The organism is Bradyrhizobium sp. 141 (assembly GCF_023074055.1).
GTDB lineage: Bacteria > Pseudomonadota > Alphaproteobacteria > Rhizobiales > Xanthobacteraceae > Bradyrhizobium.
Map to the genome: position 1 here is coordinate 321,200 of NZ_JADPKR010000082.1, position 14,999 is coordinate 336,198.

Below are 14,999 nucleotides of genomic sequence, written 5' to 3' on the forward strand. Positions count from 1 at the left end.
GCCTCCAGGCGTGACGGGTTTACGCCGCGTCGCGCTTGGCGGCGCGCTCGGCGAGATGACGACCGGCAATGTAGCCGAAGGTCAGCGCCGGCCCAAGCGTGATGCCGGCGCCGGGATAATTGCCGCCCATGATGCTCGCCATGTCGTTGCCGGCGGCATAAAGCCCGGGAATGACGCGGCCCTCGGCGTCGAGCGCCCGCGCGTTCTCGTCGGTGACGATGCCGGCATAGGTGCCGAGATCGCCGATCACCATCTTGATGGCATAGAATGGTCCATTCTCGATCGGCGCGACGCAGGGGTTCGGGCCATGCATGGCGTCGCCCTGGTAGCGGTTATAGGCCTTCGAGCCCTTGCCGAAGGCGGCGTCGTGCCCTTGCGGCGCCGTCGCATTGAACTGCCTGACCGTCTCGGTGAACGCCTTGGCATCGATGCCGGCCTTCGCCGCCAGCGCCTCCAGCGTGTCGCCGCGCATGAGATAGCCGGTATTGAGGTGATGACCCAGCGGCATCGGGAAGGGCGGCACGCAGCCGAGGCCGTATTTGCGCAGCGTCTTGTGATCGCACACGAGATAGGCCGCGATCTCCTCACCGGGCTTGGCGGCCTTGACCATGGCCTGGACGAAGTCGTGATAGGAATTGCCCTCATTGGCAAAGCGCCGGCCGTCGCGCACCACCGCGATCACGCCGGGCTTGGCGCGGTCGATGAAGTGCGGCATCACGCCCTTGGATCCGTCCTTGCGCGTCGTCAGCGACACCGGAACCCAGGCCGCCGCGTTCGGCAGGCGATCCTCGACATGTCCGCCGGCGGATTCCGCGAGACGCAGGCCGTCGCCGGTGTTGCCGGAGGGGCCCGGCGAAAAATGCTCGTTGCCCGTGGGCGCATGCGGAAACATTTTTCTGCGGCGCTCGATATCATGCGGGAAACCGCCGCAGGCGAGCACCACGCCCTGCCTTGCGCGGACGCGCACCTCGCGTCCCTCGCGCGAAACGATTGCGCCCGTCACCGTGCCGTTCTCGACCGTCAGCTCGCGCACCGGCGAGGACAGCCACATCGGAATCTTCAGGTCGAGCGCGGATTTGGCAAGGCGCCCGGCGAGCGCATTGCCGTTGGTCAAGGTCATGCCGCGGCCATAGCGCAGCACGTCCATCAGATGTCGCGACAGGCGTTTAGCGACGTAGACCGCGGAAGTCAGCGATTTCGTCACCCGCATGAAGTGGATGATCTCCTTGCCGGAGCCAAGCATCATGCCGAACACGGTGAGCTCGGGCAGGGGCATGCCGAGCGTCTTGATCTGATCGCCGAGCTCGCGGCCGTCGAACGGACGCGTCACCATGGAGCGACCGCCCTGGGTGCCGCCGGGTGCTTCGGCGTGATAGTCCGGAAATACCAGCGGCATGTCGAAGCGCAGCGCCGTCTTGGTGGTGAAGAAATCGACCGCCTCGGGGCCGGCATTGAGGAATGAATCGACGCGCGCGGCATCAAAGTTGTTGCCGGCTTCGTGCCGCAGGTAAGTGCGGGCCTGCTCCGGCGTCTCCTCGATGCCGTACGCCTTCGCCAGCGAGGTGCCGGGGATCCACAGCCAGCCGCCGGAGCGGGCGGTGGTGCCGCCGAAGCGCGGCTCCTTTTCGACGATCAGCACGTCGAGGCCGCGATGGCGCGCGGTGATCGCGGCCGACATGCCGGAGCAACCCGATCCGGCCACGAGCACGTCGCACTCGTAAGTCTCAATTGCGCTTTGCTCGTTGCCGGTCATCTGGCCTCACTTCTTCAAGAGCGGACATTTGGATTCGGAGACCGGGCGGAAGGCGTCCTCACCCTTCACGGTCTTGACGATGTCCAGATAGTCCCACGGCTCCTTGGACTGCTCCGGTGTCTTCACCTTGGCGAGATACATGTCGCGGATGACGCGGCCGTCCTCTCGCAACTTGCCGCCATGGACGAATGTATCCTCGATCGGCAGCTCGCGCATCTTGGCCATCACCTTGGCGGAATCGTCGGTGCCGGCGGCCTTGATGGCCTTGAGATAGTGCAGCACCGAACCGTAGACGCCGGTCTGGATCATGGTCGGCATCACCTTGGTCCGCACGTAGAACTTCTTCGACCAGGCGCGGGTGGCCTCGTCCATGGCCCAGTACGACGCCGTGGTCATGTAGGTGCCCTGCGCGGCCTTGAGGCCGATCGCGTGCACGTCGGTGTCGAACATCAGGAGGCCAACCAGCTTCTGGCCGCCCTGCACCAGGCCGAACTCGCCGGACTGCTTGATGGCGTTATCGGTGTCCTGGCCGGCATTGGCGAAAGCGACCACGTCGGATTTCGAGCTCTGCGCCTGGAGCGCGAAGGAGGAGAAGTCCGCGGTGTTGGTCGGGTGCTTGACGCCGCCCAAGACCTTTCCGCCCATCTCGTTGACGAAACGCGTGGCGTCCTTCTCGAGCTGCTGGCCGAAGGCATAGTCCGCGGTGATGAAGTACCAGGACTTGCCGCCTTCCTTGATCACGGCGGAGGCCGTCACCTTCGACAGCGCGTAAGTGTCATAGGTGAAATGCACGGTATTCGGGCTGCACAGCTCGTCGGTCAGCGAGCTCGCGCCGGGGCCGGAGAGCAGCGCGATCTTGCCCCGTTCGCGCACCATGTTGTGGACGGCGATCGCGATGCCGGAATTGGGGATGTCGACGACAGCGTCGACCTTGCCGTTGTCGAACCAGCCGCGGACGATCTGCACGCCGACATCAGTCTTCATCTGGTGGTCGGCGCTGATGATCTCGATCGGCTTGCCGAGCACGGTCGGCCCGAATTCCTCCACCGCCATCTTCGCGGCCTCGACCGAGCCCGGCCCGCTGTTGTCGCGGCCCCAGCTCGACAGATCCGTCAGCACGCCGATCCGCACCGCGTCGTCGGAGACTTGCGCGGTCGCGGCCGACGTCATGGCAACGGAAGTCATGGCCGCGAGCATGGCGCAGGCCAGAAGCCCTCTCATCGTTGTTTCCTCTCTTTTATTGGCCGCTTGGTGCGGCTGGCAGTTTCGACGTTAAATTAGATATATGCAAACTAGTTTGTCAATGGCGAATACTCTGCCGACGCCGGCGAGCGGACGCGGAACTACGTCAACGCCGTCATTGCGAGCGCAGCGAAGCAATCCAGACTGTTTCCGCGGAGACAGTCTGGATTGCTTCGTCGCAAGAGCTCCTCGCAATGACGGTGGAGGCAGTCGTGCGCGAGCATCCCGCAGCGTGTGAGAGCCAGCACGCCCGCAGGTTGCAACCGTCATCGCGATTAGCCATGATGCCCTCAGGAATCTTGGGGCAGGGCATGACGGCAGCAACGGGGATCTCCGCCGGGGCGGAGAAATCGACGACGGCGCATGTGGTGTGGGCGAGCACGCTCGGCACCGCGATCGAGTGGTACGATTTCCTGATCTACGGCACGGCGGCGGCGCTGGTCTTCAACAAGCTGTTCTTTCCGAGCTTCGATCCATTCGTCGGCACGCTGGCGGCGTTCTCCACCTACGCGGTCGGTTTCGTGGCGCGGCCGATCGGCGGCGCCATCATCGGGCATTACGGTGACCGGCTCGGCCGCAAGACCATGCTGGTCGCGACCATGATCGCGATGGGGCTCGGCACCTTCCTGATCGGCTGCCTGCCGACCTACAGCCAGATCGGCGTCTGGGCCCCGATCCTGCTCGTCATGCTGCGCTTCGTCCAGGGCATCGGGCTCGGGGGCGAATGGAGCGGTGCGGTCGTCATGGTGATCGAGCATGCCGGCGATCGCCGCGGCTTCTACGGCAGCCTGGTGCAGATCGGCTTTCCCGTCGGCGTTGCCGCCTCCACCGGCATTTTCGGCCTGATGACCAGGCTGCCCGAAGCCGATTTCCTGAGTTGGGGCTGGCGCGTGCCGTTCCTGATCAGCATCCTGCTCGTCGGCGTCGGCTTCATCGTGCGGCTCAAGCTTGCGGAGACACCGCACTTCAAGGAGGTGGTCGAGCGCAAGGAGGTGCTGGCGCAGCCGGTGCTGGAAGTGCTGCGCCGCGACTGGCGCAGTTTTCTGCTGGCGATCGGCATCACGGTGTCGGAGGTCGGGCTCGCTTATCTCCTCACCGTCTTCACGGTGGTTTACGCCACGACAAAACTCGGTCTGCCGCGTCAGGTCATCCTGAATGCCGTGGTCTATGCCGCGATCGTCGAATTCGCGACACTGCCGCTCGCCGGCTGGCTCTCCGACATCTTCGGCCGCAAGGCGCTCTATCTTGCCGGCGGCGTGTTCTCGGTGGCACTGGCGTTTCCGCTGTTCTGGTTCCTCGACACCAGGGAGCCGGCGCTGATCACGCTGGCGCTCGTCGTCACGATGACGCTGACGCATGCCCTGCTGTTCGGACCGAAGGCGGCCTTCATGCCCGAGCTGTTCCGCACCCAGGTGCGCTACAGCGGAGCCTCGCTCGGCGCCAATGTCGCGGCAGCGCTGAGCGGCGGCTTCTCGCCGCTGATCGCCGCCGCGCTGCTTGCATGGGCCGGTTCGTACTGGGCCGTGTCGGTCTACATCATCGCGCTCTCGATCATCACGATCATTGCGACGCTGATGGCGCCGGAGACGGCGCGCGACGCGCTGAAATCCTGACGTCGATCGTCTCGCGCGCCGTAGCACGGGGAGCAGGGAGGACCATGTCGGCCAACGGCTGGGTTCCGCCGACCGATTGCCTTTTGTTGGCCGGCAAGCGAACCTCCTGCGGCCATATTTGAGCAGGAGTGATTTCCCGTGAGGGAGGCGCTCCGATGACCAAAGCACTGATCACTGCCGTCGCAATGCTGGCCTGTGTGCCCGTGAGCGCGGTTGCGCAGGAGCGCGCTGGCGATGCTGCGCTCGGCGCGGTTTCCGGCGCGGTTGTGCTGGGCCCGGTCGGTGCGGTCGCCGGAGCCTTGATCGGCTACACGGCCGGACCTTCGATCGCTCGCTCCTGGGGCATGAGAGGTTCGCAGTCGGCAAGACACCGGCAGCCGCCACGCCGCGCGGCCGGCGGCCCATCGCGCACGCGCGAGGCGATGAACGCCAACGGCCAGATGAGAGCTGCCGGCAATCAGGCCCCGCCGGTTCAGGCCGCGCCTGCCGTGCCGGCACAACCCTCGGCACCGCCCGTTCAGGGATTTGACTGAGGCGGGAGTTCCACTCCGGAGTCGTCGGACGCAGTCGATCGACTGGCGAGGCTTGCGCCCCGCTCTAGGATTCGCCGAGGATCTTCTTCGCGGCGCGAAGATGCGGCTTGTCGATCATCTGGCCGTCGAGCCGTAGCGTGCCGGAATTGGGATTGCTCGCGAACGCAGCGATCACCTTCTCCGCCCAGATCCGTTCGGCGTCCGTCGGCTCGAACGCCGCGTTGACGATGTCGACATGCTTGGGATGGATCAGCGCCTTGGCGGAAAAGCCGTCGCGGCGCGCGGCGCGCGTCTCCTGCTCGAGGCCAGCGAGGTTGTCGATGTCGGTGTAGACCGTATCGATCGGCGCGACCTCGGCCGCGGCCGCCGCCATCAGGCAGAGATCGCGCGCGAGGCGATAGGGGCTGTGGAACACGCCGCCGGACGCCTTTTCAGTAGCGCCGAGCGAGGCCGAGAGATCTTCGGCGCCCCACATCAGGCCGGCGAGGCGGGGGGAACATCCCTTGTAGCTGCCGAGGCCGAAGATCGAGCCGGCGGTTTCCGTCGCGACGCAGACGATGCGCGTCGCGCCGACTGCGATGCCGGCCGCAGCTTCCAGCGCTTCGAGCCAGGTCGGGATCTGCCGTACGTCATCGCCGCCCTGCGATTTCGGCAGTACGATGCCGTCGGGCCTGCCGGGCATCACCGCGGCGAGGTCGGCCAGCGTCATGCCGGTATCGAGCGCGTTGACCCGGACATAGAGCTGATGCGGGCCGCGAGAGCCCTTCAGCATCTGAAGCGTCAGCCCGCGCGCCTCCGGCTTCTTCTCGGTGACGACGGAATCCTCGAGATCGATGATCAGCGCGTCGGCCTTGCCTTCGCTTGCCTTCTCGAATTTGCGCGGGGAATCGCCCGGCACGAACAACATCGAACGCATCAGACCGGCCTCTTGTGCATCATCGCCGTGTTGTCCATCTCGGTGACGGTCCGGGTCAGCGGATGCCTGAACTCCTGGCCCACCGAAAAGTCCTCGAAGTAAAGTCCGGCCATCGCGGTTTCCTCTCTGCGAAATAACGGCGCGCTCTTGGCGTCACGCCGCATGACCCTATGCATGGTACACACACTCGATCGACAAATTCACGTATCTGTACCAAGCTTTTCAAGTTAAAGAACGCAAGCGGAAGCACGTCCGGGCGCAGCAATCGGCCACGGCCTTTGCGTGGGAAACGCGAAGAGGAGCGAGATGGCGCGGTCGCGGCTCCCGACAGGGAGATCAAGAATATGGATTTCGCGCTCACCGATCAGCAGGAGGCCATTCGCGACGCCATCGCCAAGATCTGCGAAGGCTTTCCCGACGCCTACTGGCTGAAGAAGGACCACGACGGCGGCTTCCCGCACGACTTCCACAAGGCCTTAGCCGACGCCGGCTGGCTCGGCATCTGCGTGCCGGAAGCCTATGGCGGCTCGGGGCTCGGCATCACGGAAGCTGCGATCATGATGCGCACCATCGCGGAGTCCGGCGCCGGCATGTCCGGGGCGTCCGCGGTGCACATCAACGTGTTCGGCCTCAATCCCGTCGTCGTGTTCGGCACCGAAGAGCAGCGCAAGCGCATGCTGCCGCCAATGGTCGAGGGCCGCGAGAAGGCCTGCTTCGCCGTCACCGAGCCCAACACCGGCCTCAACACCACGCAACTGAAGACCCGCGCGGTCGCCAAGAACGACCGCTACATCGTCAACGGCCAGAAGGTGTGGATCTCGACCGCGCAGGTCGCGCACAAGATCCTGCTGCTGGCGCGCACCACGCCGCTGGAGGAAGTGCGCTCGCCGACCCACGGCCTCAGCCTGTTCTACACCGATTTCGACCGCAACCGGATCAAGGTCCACGAGATCGAGAAGATGGGCCGCAAGATCGTCGATTCCAACGAGCTGTTCTTCGAGGACTTTGAAATTCCGATGGAGGACCGGATCGGCGAGGAAGGCAAGGGCTTCCAGTACATTCTCGAAGGCATGAACCCGGAGCGTATCCTGATCGCGGCGGAGGCGGTCGGCCTCGGCAAGCTCGCGCTGGCGCGAGCCACCGAATATGCCAAGACGCGCGTGGTGTTCAACCGTCCGATCGGCAAAAACCAGGGCATCCAGCATCCGCTCGCCGTGAACTGGGTCGAGCTCGAGGCTGCGTGGCTGATGGTGATGTCGGCGGCCTGGCAATACGACAAGGGCATGCCCTGCGGCGCGGCGGCCAATGCCGCGAAATATCTCGCGGGCGAGGCGGGCTTCTCGGCTTGCGAGCAGGCGGTGATGACCCATGGCGGCTTCGGTTACGCCAAGGAATTCCACGTCGAGCGATATTTGCGCGAAGTCCTGATCCCGCGCATCGCGCCGGTCAGCCCGCAGCTCGCGCTCAGCTTCATCGCGGAGAAGGTGCTAGGGCTCGCTAAGTCTTACTGAACGACTTTTGCGGCGTGAACCAAATAGGCCCGGCTATTCGGAGGCGATGTGCTCCATCGCGATGGCGCGAAGCCGGGCACGCTGGATCTTGACGCCGTTGGCGCTGTCGGTGACGGGGAAGGCATCAACGACATAGACTCGCGCCGGTACCTTGTAGCCGGCGAGCCGGTCACGCAGGTGCGCGATCAGCGTCTCCGGCATCAGCCGCTCCTGTGCCGGGATCACGAACGCGACGCAGCGCGCCTGGCCCTTCAGATCGACGGCGACCACCTGAGCGTCGACCACGCCGGGACATGCTTTGAGCTCGTCCTCGATCTCGCCGGGCGCGACGAGGAAACCGCCGAGCCGCATCGCATCGCCCGCGCGGGTCTCGTAGACGAAGGCACCGTCGCCGCGCAGCCGGCCGATGTCGCCGGTGCGGAAGAACCCGTCGGCCGTGATCGCTTCGCGCGTCGCCTCCGGATTGTTGAAATAGCCGAGGAAGCAAGACGGCGCGCTGATCTCGATCTCGCCGGAAACGCCGAACGACACAAGCTCGCCGGTCTCGCTGTCGCGCACGCGCACTTTTGCGTCGGCTGACATCGGCCAGCCGCCGCCTTCGATGCGATCGGCGAAGGCATCTCCGGCACGGCCAATCGAGAACAGCGCCTGGACTTCGCTCGACCCGTAGAGGCCGTACAGCGGCAGGCCGCGCGCCTCGGCCTCCGCGGCAAGCTCGCGCCAGCCGGGCTGGAACGCAGCGAAGCCGCAGACTTCCAGATGCTTGAATGGGCGTGGCGCCTCGGTGAGGGCGAGGATGCGGCGGAACATCTCGTCGGAGCCGAAGGCGTGCGTGATCCCGTGCTCGCTCAAGACGTACAGCGCCGCTGTCGCCTCGAAGGCGTCAAGCACGTGGACGGTCGCGCCCGCCGCGACGAAGCCGAGCAGGCTTGTCATGCCAAAAGTGCCGCACAACGGCAGCATGGCCAGCAGCGAGTGACGCTGCGGATGAAGCTGGAGCGCGTTGGCGACCGAGGTGGCGTGCGTGGCCAGCGTGCGCTGCGAATGCGCGACGAGCTTCGGCCCCTTGGTGGTGCCCGATGTGGTGTAAAGCAGGACCGGCAGGTCGATGTCGTCCTGAGTCGGCGGGGCGGGGGGATAGGTCTTGTCGAAGACGTCGAAGCGCACGCAGGACCAGTGCGCCGGGATCGCATCAGCCCCGATCACGGCGAGCCGTTGCAACGCGGGTACTTCGTCCTTGGTGAGGTCGGCGAGGATCGCGGCAAAATCAATCGACCGGAAGGCGGCTTCGACCACCATCAGCTTTGCGCCGGACACGCGAAGCAGATGCGCGACTTCCCCATGGCGATAGCGCGTATTGACGGCAGCGACGACGGCGCCAAGGCGGGCGGCGGCGAACAGCAGCGCGACCCATTCGATCCGGTTGATCAGCCAGACCGCGACGACGTCGCCCTTGCCGATGCCATGTGCGGCGAGCCAGGCGGCGGTCTGCTCGACCTTGTTCGAAAACTCCGCGCGCGAGACCGGCGTGCCGTCGAATACGAAGGCGGGATGGGCGGCGGCTTCGGCCCGGATCAGCGATTGCAGCGAAAACGCGTTGGCACTCATGGCAACCGGAGTAACCTGATCGCGCAAACCTGTCTACTTGGTGCCGAACATCCGGTCGCCGGCATCGCCCAGGCCCGGCACGATGTAGCCATGGTCGTTGAGCCGCTCGTCGATTGCGGCGGTCCAGATCGGCACGTCAGGATGCTCTCTCTGGAACTGCGCGATGCCCTCGGGCGCGGCCAGAAGGCAGACGAAGCGGATGTCGCGGGCGCCGCGGGCCTTGAGCAGGGAGGCGCCGGCGCAGGCCGAGTTGCCGGTCGCCAGCATCGGGTCCATCAGGATCACGGTGCGGTCGGACAGGTCCTGCGGCGCCTTGAAGTAATATTCCACGGCCTGCAACGTCTCGGGGTCGCGGTAGAGCCCGATATGGGCGATGCGCGCCGAGGGCATCAGCGCCAGCATGCCGTCGAGGAAGCCGACGCCGGCGCGCAGGATCGGCGCCAGCGTGAGCTTCTTGCCGGCGATCTTGGGCGCCTGCATCGGCGCGATCGGCGTCTCGATCTCGACCAGCTCCAGCGGCAGGTCGCGCGTCACCTCGTAGCCGAGCAGCATCCCGATCTCGTTCAGGATTTCGCGAAAGCTCTTGGTCGAGCGATCCTTCTCCCGCATCAGGGAGAGCTTGTGCTGGACCAGGGGGTGGGCGACGACGTTGACATTGCCAGTGCTCATGAAACCGATCTACACGGTTCCCTCTAATTGCGCCAGATCGGCCGGGCCTTTTCCGCCCGACGGCTGGCCTCAACCGGGCATTGCCACCGCGCTGCGGGCCCGGTTGCTCGCCGCATAGGCAGCCATGGTCAACTCGCGGTCGATCGCTGTGCGCATCGCGTCCATCGCGGGCTGCCGCAGACGCTTCTTGGCAGTCGCATGCGACGGCCTGTGGATGGCGCGCAGCGCGGCGATCGTCTCCGCAAGGGTGCCGTCGACGGCATCCGGCGCAATCACACGATCCAGGAACCCGGCGACCAGCGCCTCCTCGGGCTCGTACATTTCACCGAGCGTGGCGGTGCGGCTGAGCCAGGCCGGATGCAGCCGGCTGCGTGCAAGCTCGATGGCAAAGCTCGGCGGCGCGATGCCGATCGCGACCTCGTTCAGCCCCATGCGATGCGGCCCGCGCGCGCCCAACCTGACGTCGCAGGCGAGCAGCAGGAACGTTCCCATCGGAAAGGCGTGGCCTTCCATCACGCCGACCGTCGGATGCGGAAACGACATCAGCCGCAGCGCAAGCTCCGCGCCGGCGCGGACCATCTCGAGGCTAATGGCGGCATCGCCCGAGGCGAACACCTTCAAATCGAAGCCGGCAGAGAAGATGCCGGGCCGTGCCGAGCGCAGCACCACGATCTCGGCTTCCTTCTCGGCCCGGTCGAAGGCGGCGCCGATCTCCGCCAGCATCGCGGTCGACATCACATTGACCTTGCCGTCGTCGAGCCCGATCCGCGCGACGCCGTCGTTCGCCTCAAAGGTCACTCCCGCTGGCATTTGCCTCTCCTGTCATTGACCAGGCTTGACTGTCGGAGGCTGATGTAGACCAATCAATATAGTTTCATCGACGGGGAGAGCGCCATGCCGGCCGTGCCAAAACACCGCCAGCCCATCATCAATGCCGCGGTGACGCTGTTCCGCCGCCAGGGCTTTGCCCGGACCGGGCTGAACGACATCGTCGACGTCAGCGGTGCGCCAAAAGGGTCGCTCTACCATTACTTTCCGGATGGAAAATCCTCGATCGCGGTGGCGGCAGTGGAGGAGGCGGGCCGCCGCGTGGCGGCGACGGTCGCCAAGCTCGCGGAAGACTGCGGCTCGACCGGCGACCTCTTGCGCGCGCACGCAAGGTTGTTGGCGGGCTGGATGCAGGGCTCCGGCTTTCGCAACGGCTGCCCGATCACGACCGTGCTGCTGGAGCTTGCGCCGCGCGAGCGTGCCGTGTCCGATGCCGGCCGCAAAGCTTATGCGGCGCGATTATCCATCCTCCGAGACAAGCTGCTCGCGGACGGCTTCGTCAGATCTCGCGCCGAAGCGCTTGCCGTGCTCTGCACGTCGGCGCTTCAGGGCGCGCTGATCCAGGCCCGCGTCGAGCGCAGCGGCCGGCCGATCGAGGTGACAGCGGCGGAATTGGCCCGGCTGATCGAGAGGGAAGCGAGGAGCTAGACGCCGAGCCCGCGCGCGACAAGCGTAATCACGAGCGTCAGGATCGCGCCCCAGATCAGGCTCAGCGTCATGGTCAGGATGGTCACGGTGACCGCCTGCTCCAGATTTCCTTTGAGAAGCGGCATGCTAACCGTCCGACGCCGGGTTCGCGGTGAAGCGCATGCCGAGCAGCAATGCGCCCATCAATGCGACCAGGATGGCGATCTTGAGCTCGATCATGTCGTTACCTCGTAATGCGGGCCAGATGTCGCTTCGCCACTTCCAGCCATCGTGCTGCCAGCGCGACCAGCGGGTTGCCGTGATTCTCGATGTCGAGCTCGAGGGTCTCGGCGGGAAATACCAGTGCGCATCGTTCCGGCGCGCTCCGGCGTTTGGCGAAATCGATCGCGGAGCTCTTGAACAGGAAGAGACCGCCGGCGCGCCCCTTCGCCTCGCGGGCGACCCAGAGTCCGGCTCGGTTACGTCCGATGAAAAAAGCGGGAATGGCGGCGCTGACGACATCAGGGTCGAGTGGCTTGAGTGCCGACGTCGCGCCGATTTCAGCCGCCGTCGCTCGCGCCTCCGGCAGACGGCGCGCGGCTTGAAGGGCGATCGCGGCCATGGCGGCCTCCTCACACATCTGCAACGTCATGACGTCTCCCGCGCCGGTCAAGCAGGGAGATGCCAGACATGGATTGCGGTTCTCAGCGCGATCAGCGCGGTGAGCACGCTGCCCATCGAGAGCAGGGCAACCGCTTGGAGCGCGATGCGCTTGAGCTAGGCCTTGCGCGCTTCGGAGATGCGCGCCGTGCGTTCGGCCTCGAAAGGCCCGTCAAAGTCATGTGTCAGGATCGACATTGCGGAAGTCCTCGTCTTGGTGCGGCAAGGTCGCCGCTCCAGTCTGCCGCTTAGGATGTCGATGGTTGTGTAGGATTGCGAGATGAGCGCCGGCGCATGCGCATAGGAATGTCATAAAGACGCCGATCCTCGCGGCGGCAGCCCTCGGAAGAGATCGGGGTTCCGCTGCGGTCGGGCGGCGTGAGACAGTGCCGGATCCGAATGAGCGATCCCGACCGCTGCGGCAAAGGCGAGGCGCAGCCGTGGTTCCTCGATCTGATTGCAGAATCGGTTCAGGGTGTCCGCCGCGTTCTGTGGCTGCCCGCCAACGGCCGCGCAGAGCTGGGAGCCGGTTCGACGGAAGAAGTGGAACGTCTCGTCGGCGGCATGCCGCCGACCGAGCCGATCGAGTTCCGCCGCGAGTGCTGCCACGTTGAGCCTGTCGGACTCATCCCGCGTCACGGCAAAGCGCAGCAGCGCTAGCTTCCAGGCGTGGAGCAGCCTGTGAGATCCATCGACCACATTAAGCATGCCATTTTTGGACGGACTCGCCGCGTCAGGCTCCGACGTTGTCGATCAATTCTTCGTCGGCGATCGCAGCGAGCGCGCGCACCACGCCTCTCTGCGCGGCTGGGTCCAGCGGCACGATCGGCAGCCGGGTGGCGGCTGACATCAGGCCAAGGACGTCGAGTGCGTATTTGAGCGCCGCCGGACTCTCCTTGGAAAGGGAGGCGACGAGCGGGATCAGTCGCTTGTGCAGATAACGGGCGGATTGCAGCCGGCCCTGCCTGAGATGTGAGAAGATCGTGCGGCAGAGATCCAGGGCGATGTTGGCGACCTCTGAGATCGCGCCATCGCCGCCGTCCGCGATGAAACCGAACGCGGTGGTGTCGTCGCCGGAGAAAAGGCGAAAGCCTGCCGGCAGATTGCGGGACAGCCGCATAGGACGGGTGATGTCGCCACTCCCGTCGCGCAGGCCGACGAACTGGCGGGACTCGACCAGACGCAGAAGCGTCTCGTCGGCGAGCGGGCGCAGCGTGCGGGAGGGCACGTCATGCAGGATCACGGGCAGTCCGATCGCGCCGGCAATAGCGCGGAAATGCGCGAGCATCCCCTCCTGCATCGGCTTGTTGTAGGCGGGCACCACCGACATGACGGCATCGGCGCCGGCCGCTTCGGCACGCCGCGCCAGTTCGGTGGCATGGCTGGTTGCGTTCGAGAGCGCGCCTGCGATCACCCGCACGCGGCCGCGGGCGACGTCGACCGCGGTGCGAATGACGAGCTCCTGCTCGGCCGGCGAGAGCGTCGGCGCTTCCCCGGCCGTCTCGCAGACCACGATGGCGGGAGCGCCGGCCGCGACCTGCCGCTCGCACAGTGCAGCGAACGCCTTGAGGTCGATCGCATCTGCTGCGTCGAACGGGGTCGGCAGGTCCGGAATGAACCCGGTGAACCAGGCAGCGGGAGGGATGAGCATGATTCTCGCCCGGCTCAGGCGGCGCGCTGCGCGATGATGGTGTTGGGGCTCTTGCCCATGTCGAGCTCGATCTCGCGCGGCAGCTCGACGATGGTCTCGGGGTGCTGCCCGTTCTCGAACAGCGCATATTTGATCGCATGAGCGCGGCTCACGAACAGGCCGCCATAGAGGCCGTGCTGTTCCTGAGCGATCCATTGTCCCCGGCGATTCCTGCCGATGAAGACGATAGTCGAAGGCAAGCTGCACAAGGGAGGTTCGACGAGTTTCACGGGTTCAATCCTTCTGAACGACGCTGGCCTCGGACGGGCGTCCTTGCCGGCGTGCTCAATATCCTCAGTCGGGGATATGATTTCGAGGGCGGGTGCGCGGCGATTTCATAGGAAGATCATAAAGCCGGACGCTCACGCCAGTTCATTGGCAATATGGGCCAGCGCGAACAGTGCGCCGAAGGCGACTGCTTCGTCCCAATGATTCAGCGCGGCTTTGAAGGCCGGCTCCCGCCTGATCACGCCGGCCAGCGCGCATAGGATGACCGACATCCAAAGCAAGACAGCGAGGCTCCGGCTAAAGCCGACGCTGCCGAATGCGGCAAAGCCAATGAGCAGTGCGAGGCGAACAGCGAAGCGCGCGATCACGCGCGACGGGCCCAGCGTGCGCGGCATGTCCGGAGCTTGCGGCATGGTGTCGATCCGTCGCGCGGCTCTAGCCGAAATTGTCGCAGGCGACCGGTTCGCAAAGTAGATCTAGCGCAGGACGGACGGAAGGAACGCTCGGCCGCGACGTTTCCGCGGTGAGCGTTCGAACCTCGACGAAGGCCGACAGCAAGGCCAGCGCGAGGTCGGCGTGGCGCGCCTCGACCGCGGCGTCCAGCCAGTCCGGTAGCTCGCGCTCGCGCGACAGCGCACAATGCCACTCGCCGTCGTCATAGGCGATGCGCCGGACCTGCCACATCGGCAGCTCAAGCGCCATCAGCGCCAGGGCGGCGTCGGTCCAGGCTTCAGCGTCGATCAGGCAGATGGCGCGCGCCGTACGATCGCTTTGGCCGAGCGAACGAAGGCGCCGGCAGGTCTTGTCGATGATGTCTGACATCAACGGACGCGTCATCGCCGGTGCCGCGCGGAGCTGCTGGCTGAGGGAAGGCGGATCAAGGCGTCGGAGAGTGGCGGTCATGTCAGGCCTCCTGGAAATGGCGTCGGTCAGTCGGCCGGCACTGCCAGGATGGGCCTCAAAGGCATTTGAAAACGAGATGGGGATCGGGCGAGAGATATAGGGATTTCATAAGTGTGAGGCGGACTGGCGAGAGGCACAATCTGTTACCCAACTCTCAAATGTCGTACCCGCCAAGGTCAGGGCAGTCGCATATGAGATGTGGGCTAGGGGACACCGAC

17 protein-coding genes and 1 pseudogene are annotated in these 14,999 nt (G+C 65.5%); 5 read left to right on the forward strand and 13 right to left on the reverse strand.

Features of this window, described 5'->3' with window-relative positions; genetic code table 11:
• Window positions 1-19: 19 nt before the first annotated feature.
• Together IVA81_RS24895 and IVA81_RS24900 are read right to left on the reverse strand one after the other, a co-directional pair.
• Window positions 20-1,753, reverse strand: a complete 1,734-nt coding sequence (locus IVA81_RS24895; RefSeq protein WP_247322845.1) for an FAD-dependent oxidoreductase — start codon at window positions 1,751-1,753, stop codon at window positions 20-22.
• A gap of 6 nt (window positions 1,754-1,759) precedes the next feature.
• Window positions 1,760-2,974 carry an ABC transporter substrate-binding protein gene (locus IVA81_RS24900; RefSeq protein ID WP_247322847.1) on the reverse strand — a complete coding sequence of 405 codons (1,215 nt, stop codon included), beginning with the start codon at window positions 2,972-2,974 and terminating at the stop codon, window positions 1,760-1,762.
• Between the two features lie 332 nt (window positions 2,975-3,306).
• Here IVA81_RS24900 and IVA81_RS24905 point away from each other — a divergent pair, with 332 nt between their 5' ends.
• Window positions 3,307-4,608 (forward strand): MFS transporter, encoded by a 1,302-nt coding sequence (locus IVA81_RS24905; RefSeq protein ID WP_247322849.1) that lies wholly within the window; start codon window positions 3,307-3,309, stop codon window positions 4,606-4,608.
• 155 nt (window positions 4,609-4,763) lie between these two features.
• Window positions 4,764-5,141 (forward strand): hypothetical protein, encoded by a 378-nt coding sequence (locus IVA81_RS24910; RefSeq protein WP_247322850.1) that lies wholly within the window; start codon window positions 4,764-4,766, stop codon window positions 5,139-5,141.
• 64 nt (window positions 5,142-5,205) lie between these two features.
• On the opposite strand, the gene IVA81_RS24915 is transcribed toward IVA81_RS24910, so the two are convergent.
• Both IVA81_RS24915 and IVA81_RS24920 read right to left on the reverse strand, forming a co-directional pair.
• Window positions 5,206-6,057 (reverse strand): CoA ester lyase, encoded by an 852-nt coding sequence (locus IVA81_RS24915; RefSeq protein WP_247322851.1) that lies wholly within the window; start codon window positions 6,055-6,057, stop codon window positions 5,206-5,208.
• A 26-nt stretch (window positions 6,058-6,083) separates the two neighbouring features.
• Window positions 6,084-6,170: pseudogene (locus IVA81_RS24920) on the reverse strand (MaoC family dehydratase); the annotation flags it as partial.
• Window positions 6,171-6,401: 231 nt separating this feature from the next.
• Here IVA81_RS24920 and IVA81_RS24925 point away from each other — a divergent pair.
• Complete coding sequence (locus IVA81_RS24925; RefSeq protein WP_247322852.1) at window positions 6,402-7,568, forward strand: acyl-CoA dehydrogenase family protein; 1,167 nt, start codon at window positions 6,402-6,404, stop codon at window positions 7,566-7,568.
• A gap of 33 nt (window positions 7,569-7,601) precedes the next feature.
• Here IVA81_RS24925 and IVA81_RS24930 read toward each other — a convergent pair whose 3' ends face one another.
• From IVA81_RS24930 to IVA81_RS24940, 3 genes are all read right to left on the reverse strand, one after another.
• The gene (locus tag IVA81_RS24930) at window positions 7,602-9,176 is read right to left on the reverse strand and encodes an AMP-binding protein (RefSeq protein WP_247322853.1); all 1,575 of its coding nucleotides are present in this window, start codon (window positions 9,174-9,176) and stop codon (window positions 7,602-7,604) included.
• A gap of 33 nt (window positions 9,177-9,209) precedes the next feature.
• Complete coding sequence (gene upp, locus IVA81_RS24935) at window positions 9,210-9,845, reverse strand: uracil phosphoribosyltransferase (RefSeq protein WP_247322854.1); 636 nt, start codon at window positions 9,843-9,845, stop codon at window positions 9,210-9,212.
• 69 nt (window positions 9,846-9,914) lie between these two features.
• Complete coding sequence (locus IVA81_RS24940) at window positions 9,915-10,655, reverse strand: crotonase/enoyl-CoA hydratase family protein (RefSeq protein WP_247322855.1); 741 nt, start codon at window positions 10,653-10,655, stop codon at window positions 9,915-9,917.
• 84 nt (window positions 10,656-10,739) lie between these two features.
• Between IVA81_RS24940 and IVA81_RS24945 the strand changes: the two genes are divergently transcribed.
• The gene (locus tag IVA81_RS24945; protein ID WP_247322856.1) at window positions 10,740-11,321 is read left to right on the forward strand and encodes a TetR/AcrR family transcriptional regulator; all 582 of its coding nucleotides are present in this window, start codon (window positions 10,740-10,742) and stop codon (window positions 11,319-11,321) included.
• Here IVA81_RS24945 and IVA81_RS40505 read toward each other — a convergent pair.
• Window positions 11,318-11,446: a hypothetical protein gene (locus tag IVA81_RS40505; RefSeq protein ID WP_256469375.1), complete on the reverse strand. Its 129-nt coding sequence runs from the start codon at window positions 11,444-11,446 to the stop codon at window positions 11,318-11,320. The genes IVA81_RS24945 and IVA81_RS40505 overlap by 4 nt on opposite strands.
• A 98-nt stretch (window positions 11,447-11,544) precedes the next feature.
• Complete coding sequence (locus IVA81_RS24950) at window positions 11,545-11,952, reverse strand: hypothetical protein (RefSeq protein ID WP_247322857.1); 408 nt, start codon at window positions 11,950-11,952, stop codon at window positions 11,545-11,547.
• A 407-nt stretch (window positions 11,953-12,359) separates the two neighbouring features.
• Here IVA81_RS24950 and IVA81_RS24955 point away from each other — a divergent pair, with 407 nt between their 5' ends.
• A complete protein-coding gene (locus IVA81_RS24955; protein ID WP_247322858.1) occupies window positions 12,360-12,620 on the forward strand; it encodes a hypothetical protein in 261 nt (86 codons plus the stop codon).
• Between the two features lie 73 nt (window positions 12,621-12,693).
• Here the strand turns inward: IVA81_RS24955 and dapA are convergent, their stop codons facing one another.
• The 4 genes from dapA to IVA81_RS24975 all read right to left on the reverse strand — a co-directional run bounded on the left by dapA (window position 12,694) and on the right by IVA81_RS24975 (window position 14,781).
• Complete coding sequence (dapA, locus tag IVA81_RS24960) at window positions 12,694-13,611, reverse strand: 4-hydroxy-tetrahydrodipicolinate synthase (RefSeq protein WP_247322860.1); 918 nt, start codon at window positions 13,609-13,611, stop codon at window positions 12,694-12,696.
• Window positions 13,612-13,625: 14 nt separating this feature from the next.
• Entirely contained in the window at window positions 13,626-13,880 is a 255-nt protein-coding gene (locus IVA81_RS24965; protein ID WP_247322861.1) for a hypothetical protein, read from the reverse strand.
• Window positions 13,881-14,012: 132 nt separating this feature from the next.
• Window positions 14,013-14,273: a hypothetical protein gene (locus IVA81_RS24970; RefSeq protein WP_247322864.1), complete on the reverse strand. Its 261-nt coding sequence runs from the start codon at window positions 14,271-14,273 to the stop codon at window positions 14,013-14,015.
• Between the two features lie 40 nt (window positions 14,274-14,313).
• A complete protein-coding gene (locus IVA81_RS24975) occupies window positions 14,314-14,781 on the reverse strand; it encodes a hypothetical protein (protein ID WP_247322866.1) in 468 nt (155 codons plus the stop codon).
• Window positions 14,782-14,999: the final 218 nt, after the last annotated feature.

Bases quoted from the DNA above. Each gene is read 5' to 3' on its own strand.
- IVA81_RS24975 (WP_247322866.1), bottom strand. From the start codon at position 14,781: ATGACCGCCACTCTCCGACGCCTTGATCCGCCTTCCCTCAGCCAGCAG.
- IVA81_RS24925 (WP_247322852.1), top strand. From the start codon at position 6,402: ATGGATTTCGCGCTCACCGATCAGCAGGAGGCCATTCGCGACGCCATC.
- IVA81_RS24945 (WP_247322856.1), top strand. From the start codon at position 10,740: ATGCCGGCCGTGCCAAAACACCGCCAGCCCATCATCAATGCCGCGGTG.
- IVA81_RS24955 (WP_247322858.1), top strand. From the start codon at position 12,360: ATGAGCGATCCCGACCGCTGCGGCAAAGGCGAGGCGCAGCCGTGGTTC.
- IVA81_RS24915 (WP_247322851.1), bottom strand. From the start codon at position 6,057: ATGCGTTCGATGTTGTTCGTGCCGGGCGATTCCCCGCGCAAATTCGAG.
- IVA81_RS24910 (WP_247322850.1), top strand. From the start codon at position 4,764: ATGACCAAAGCACTGATCACTGCCGTCGCAATGCTGGCCTGTGTGCCC.
- IVA81_RS24940 (WP_247322855.1), bottom strand. From the start codon at position 10,655: ATGCCAGCGGGAGTGACCTTTGAGGCGAACGACGGCGTCGCGCGGATC.
- IVA81_RS24895 (WP_247322845.1), bottom strand. From the start codon at position 1,753: ATGACCGGCAACGAGCAAAGCGCAATTGAGACTTACGAGTGCGACGTG.
- IVA81_RS24950 (WP_247322857.1), bottom strand. From the start codon at position 11,952: ATGACGTTGCAGATGTGTGAGGAGGCCGCCATGGCCGCGATCGCCCTT.
- IVA81_RS24930 (WP_247322853.1), bottom strand. From the start codon at position 9,176: ATGAGTGCCAACGCGTTTTCGCTGCAATCGCTGATCCGGGCCGAAGCC.
- IVA81_RS24970 (WP_247322864.1), bottom strand. From the start codon at position 14,273: ATGCCGCGCACGCTGGGCCCGTCGCGCGTGATCGCGCGCTTCGCTGTT.
- upp (WP_247322854.1), bottom strand. From the start codon at position 9,845: ATGAGCACTGGCAATGTCAACGTCGTCGCCCACCCCCTGGTCCAGCAC.
- IVA81_RS24905 (WP_247322849.1), top strand. From the start codon at position 3,307: ATGACGGCAGCAACGGGGATCTCCGCCGGGGCGGAGAAATCGACGACG.
- IVA81_RS40505 (WP_256469375.1), bottom strand. From the start codon at position 11,446: ATGCCGCTTCTCAAAGGAAATCTGGAGCAGGCGGTCACCGTGACCATC.
- dapA (WP_247322860.1), bottom strand. From the start codon at position 13,611: ATGCTCATCCCTCCCGCTGCCTGGTTCACCGGGTTCATTCCGGACCTG.
- IVA81_RS24900 (WP_247322847.1), bottom strand. From the start codon at position 2,974: ATGAGAGGGCTTCTGGCCTGCGCCATGCTCGCGGCCATGACTTCCGTT.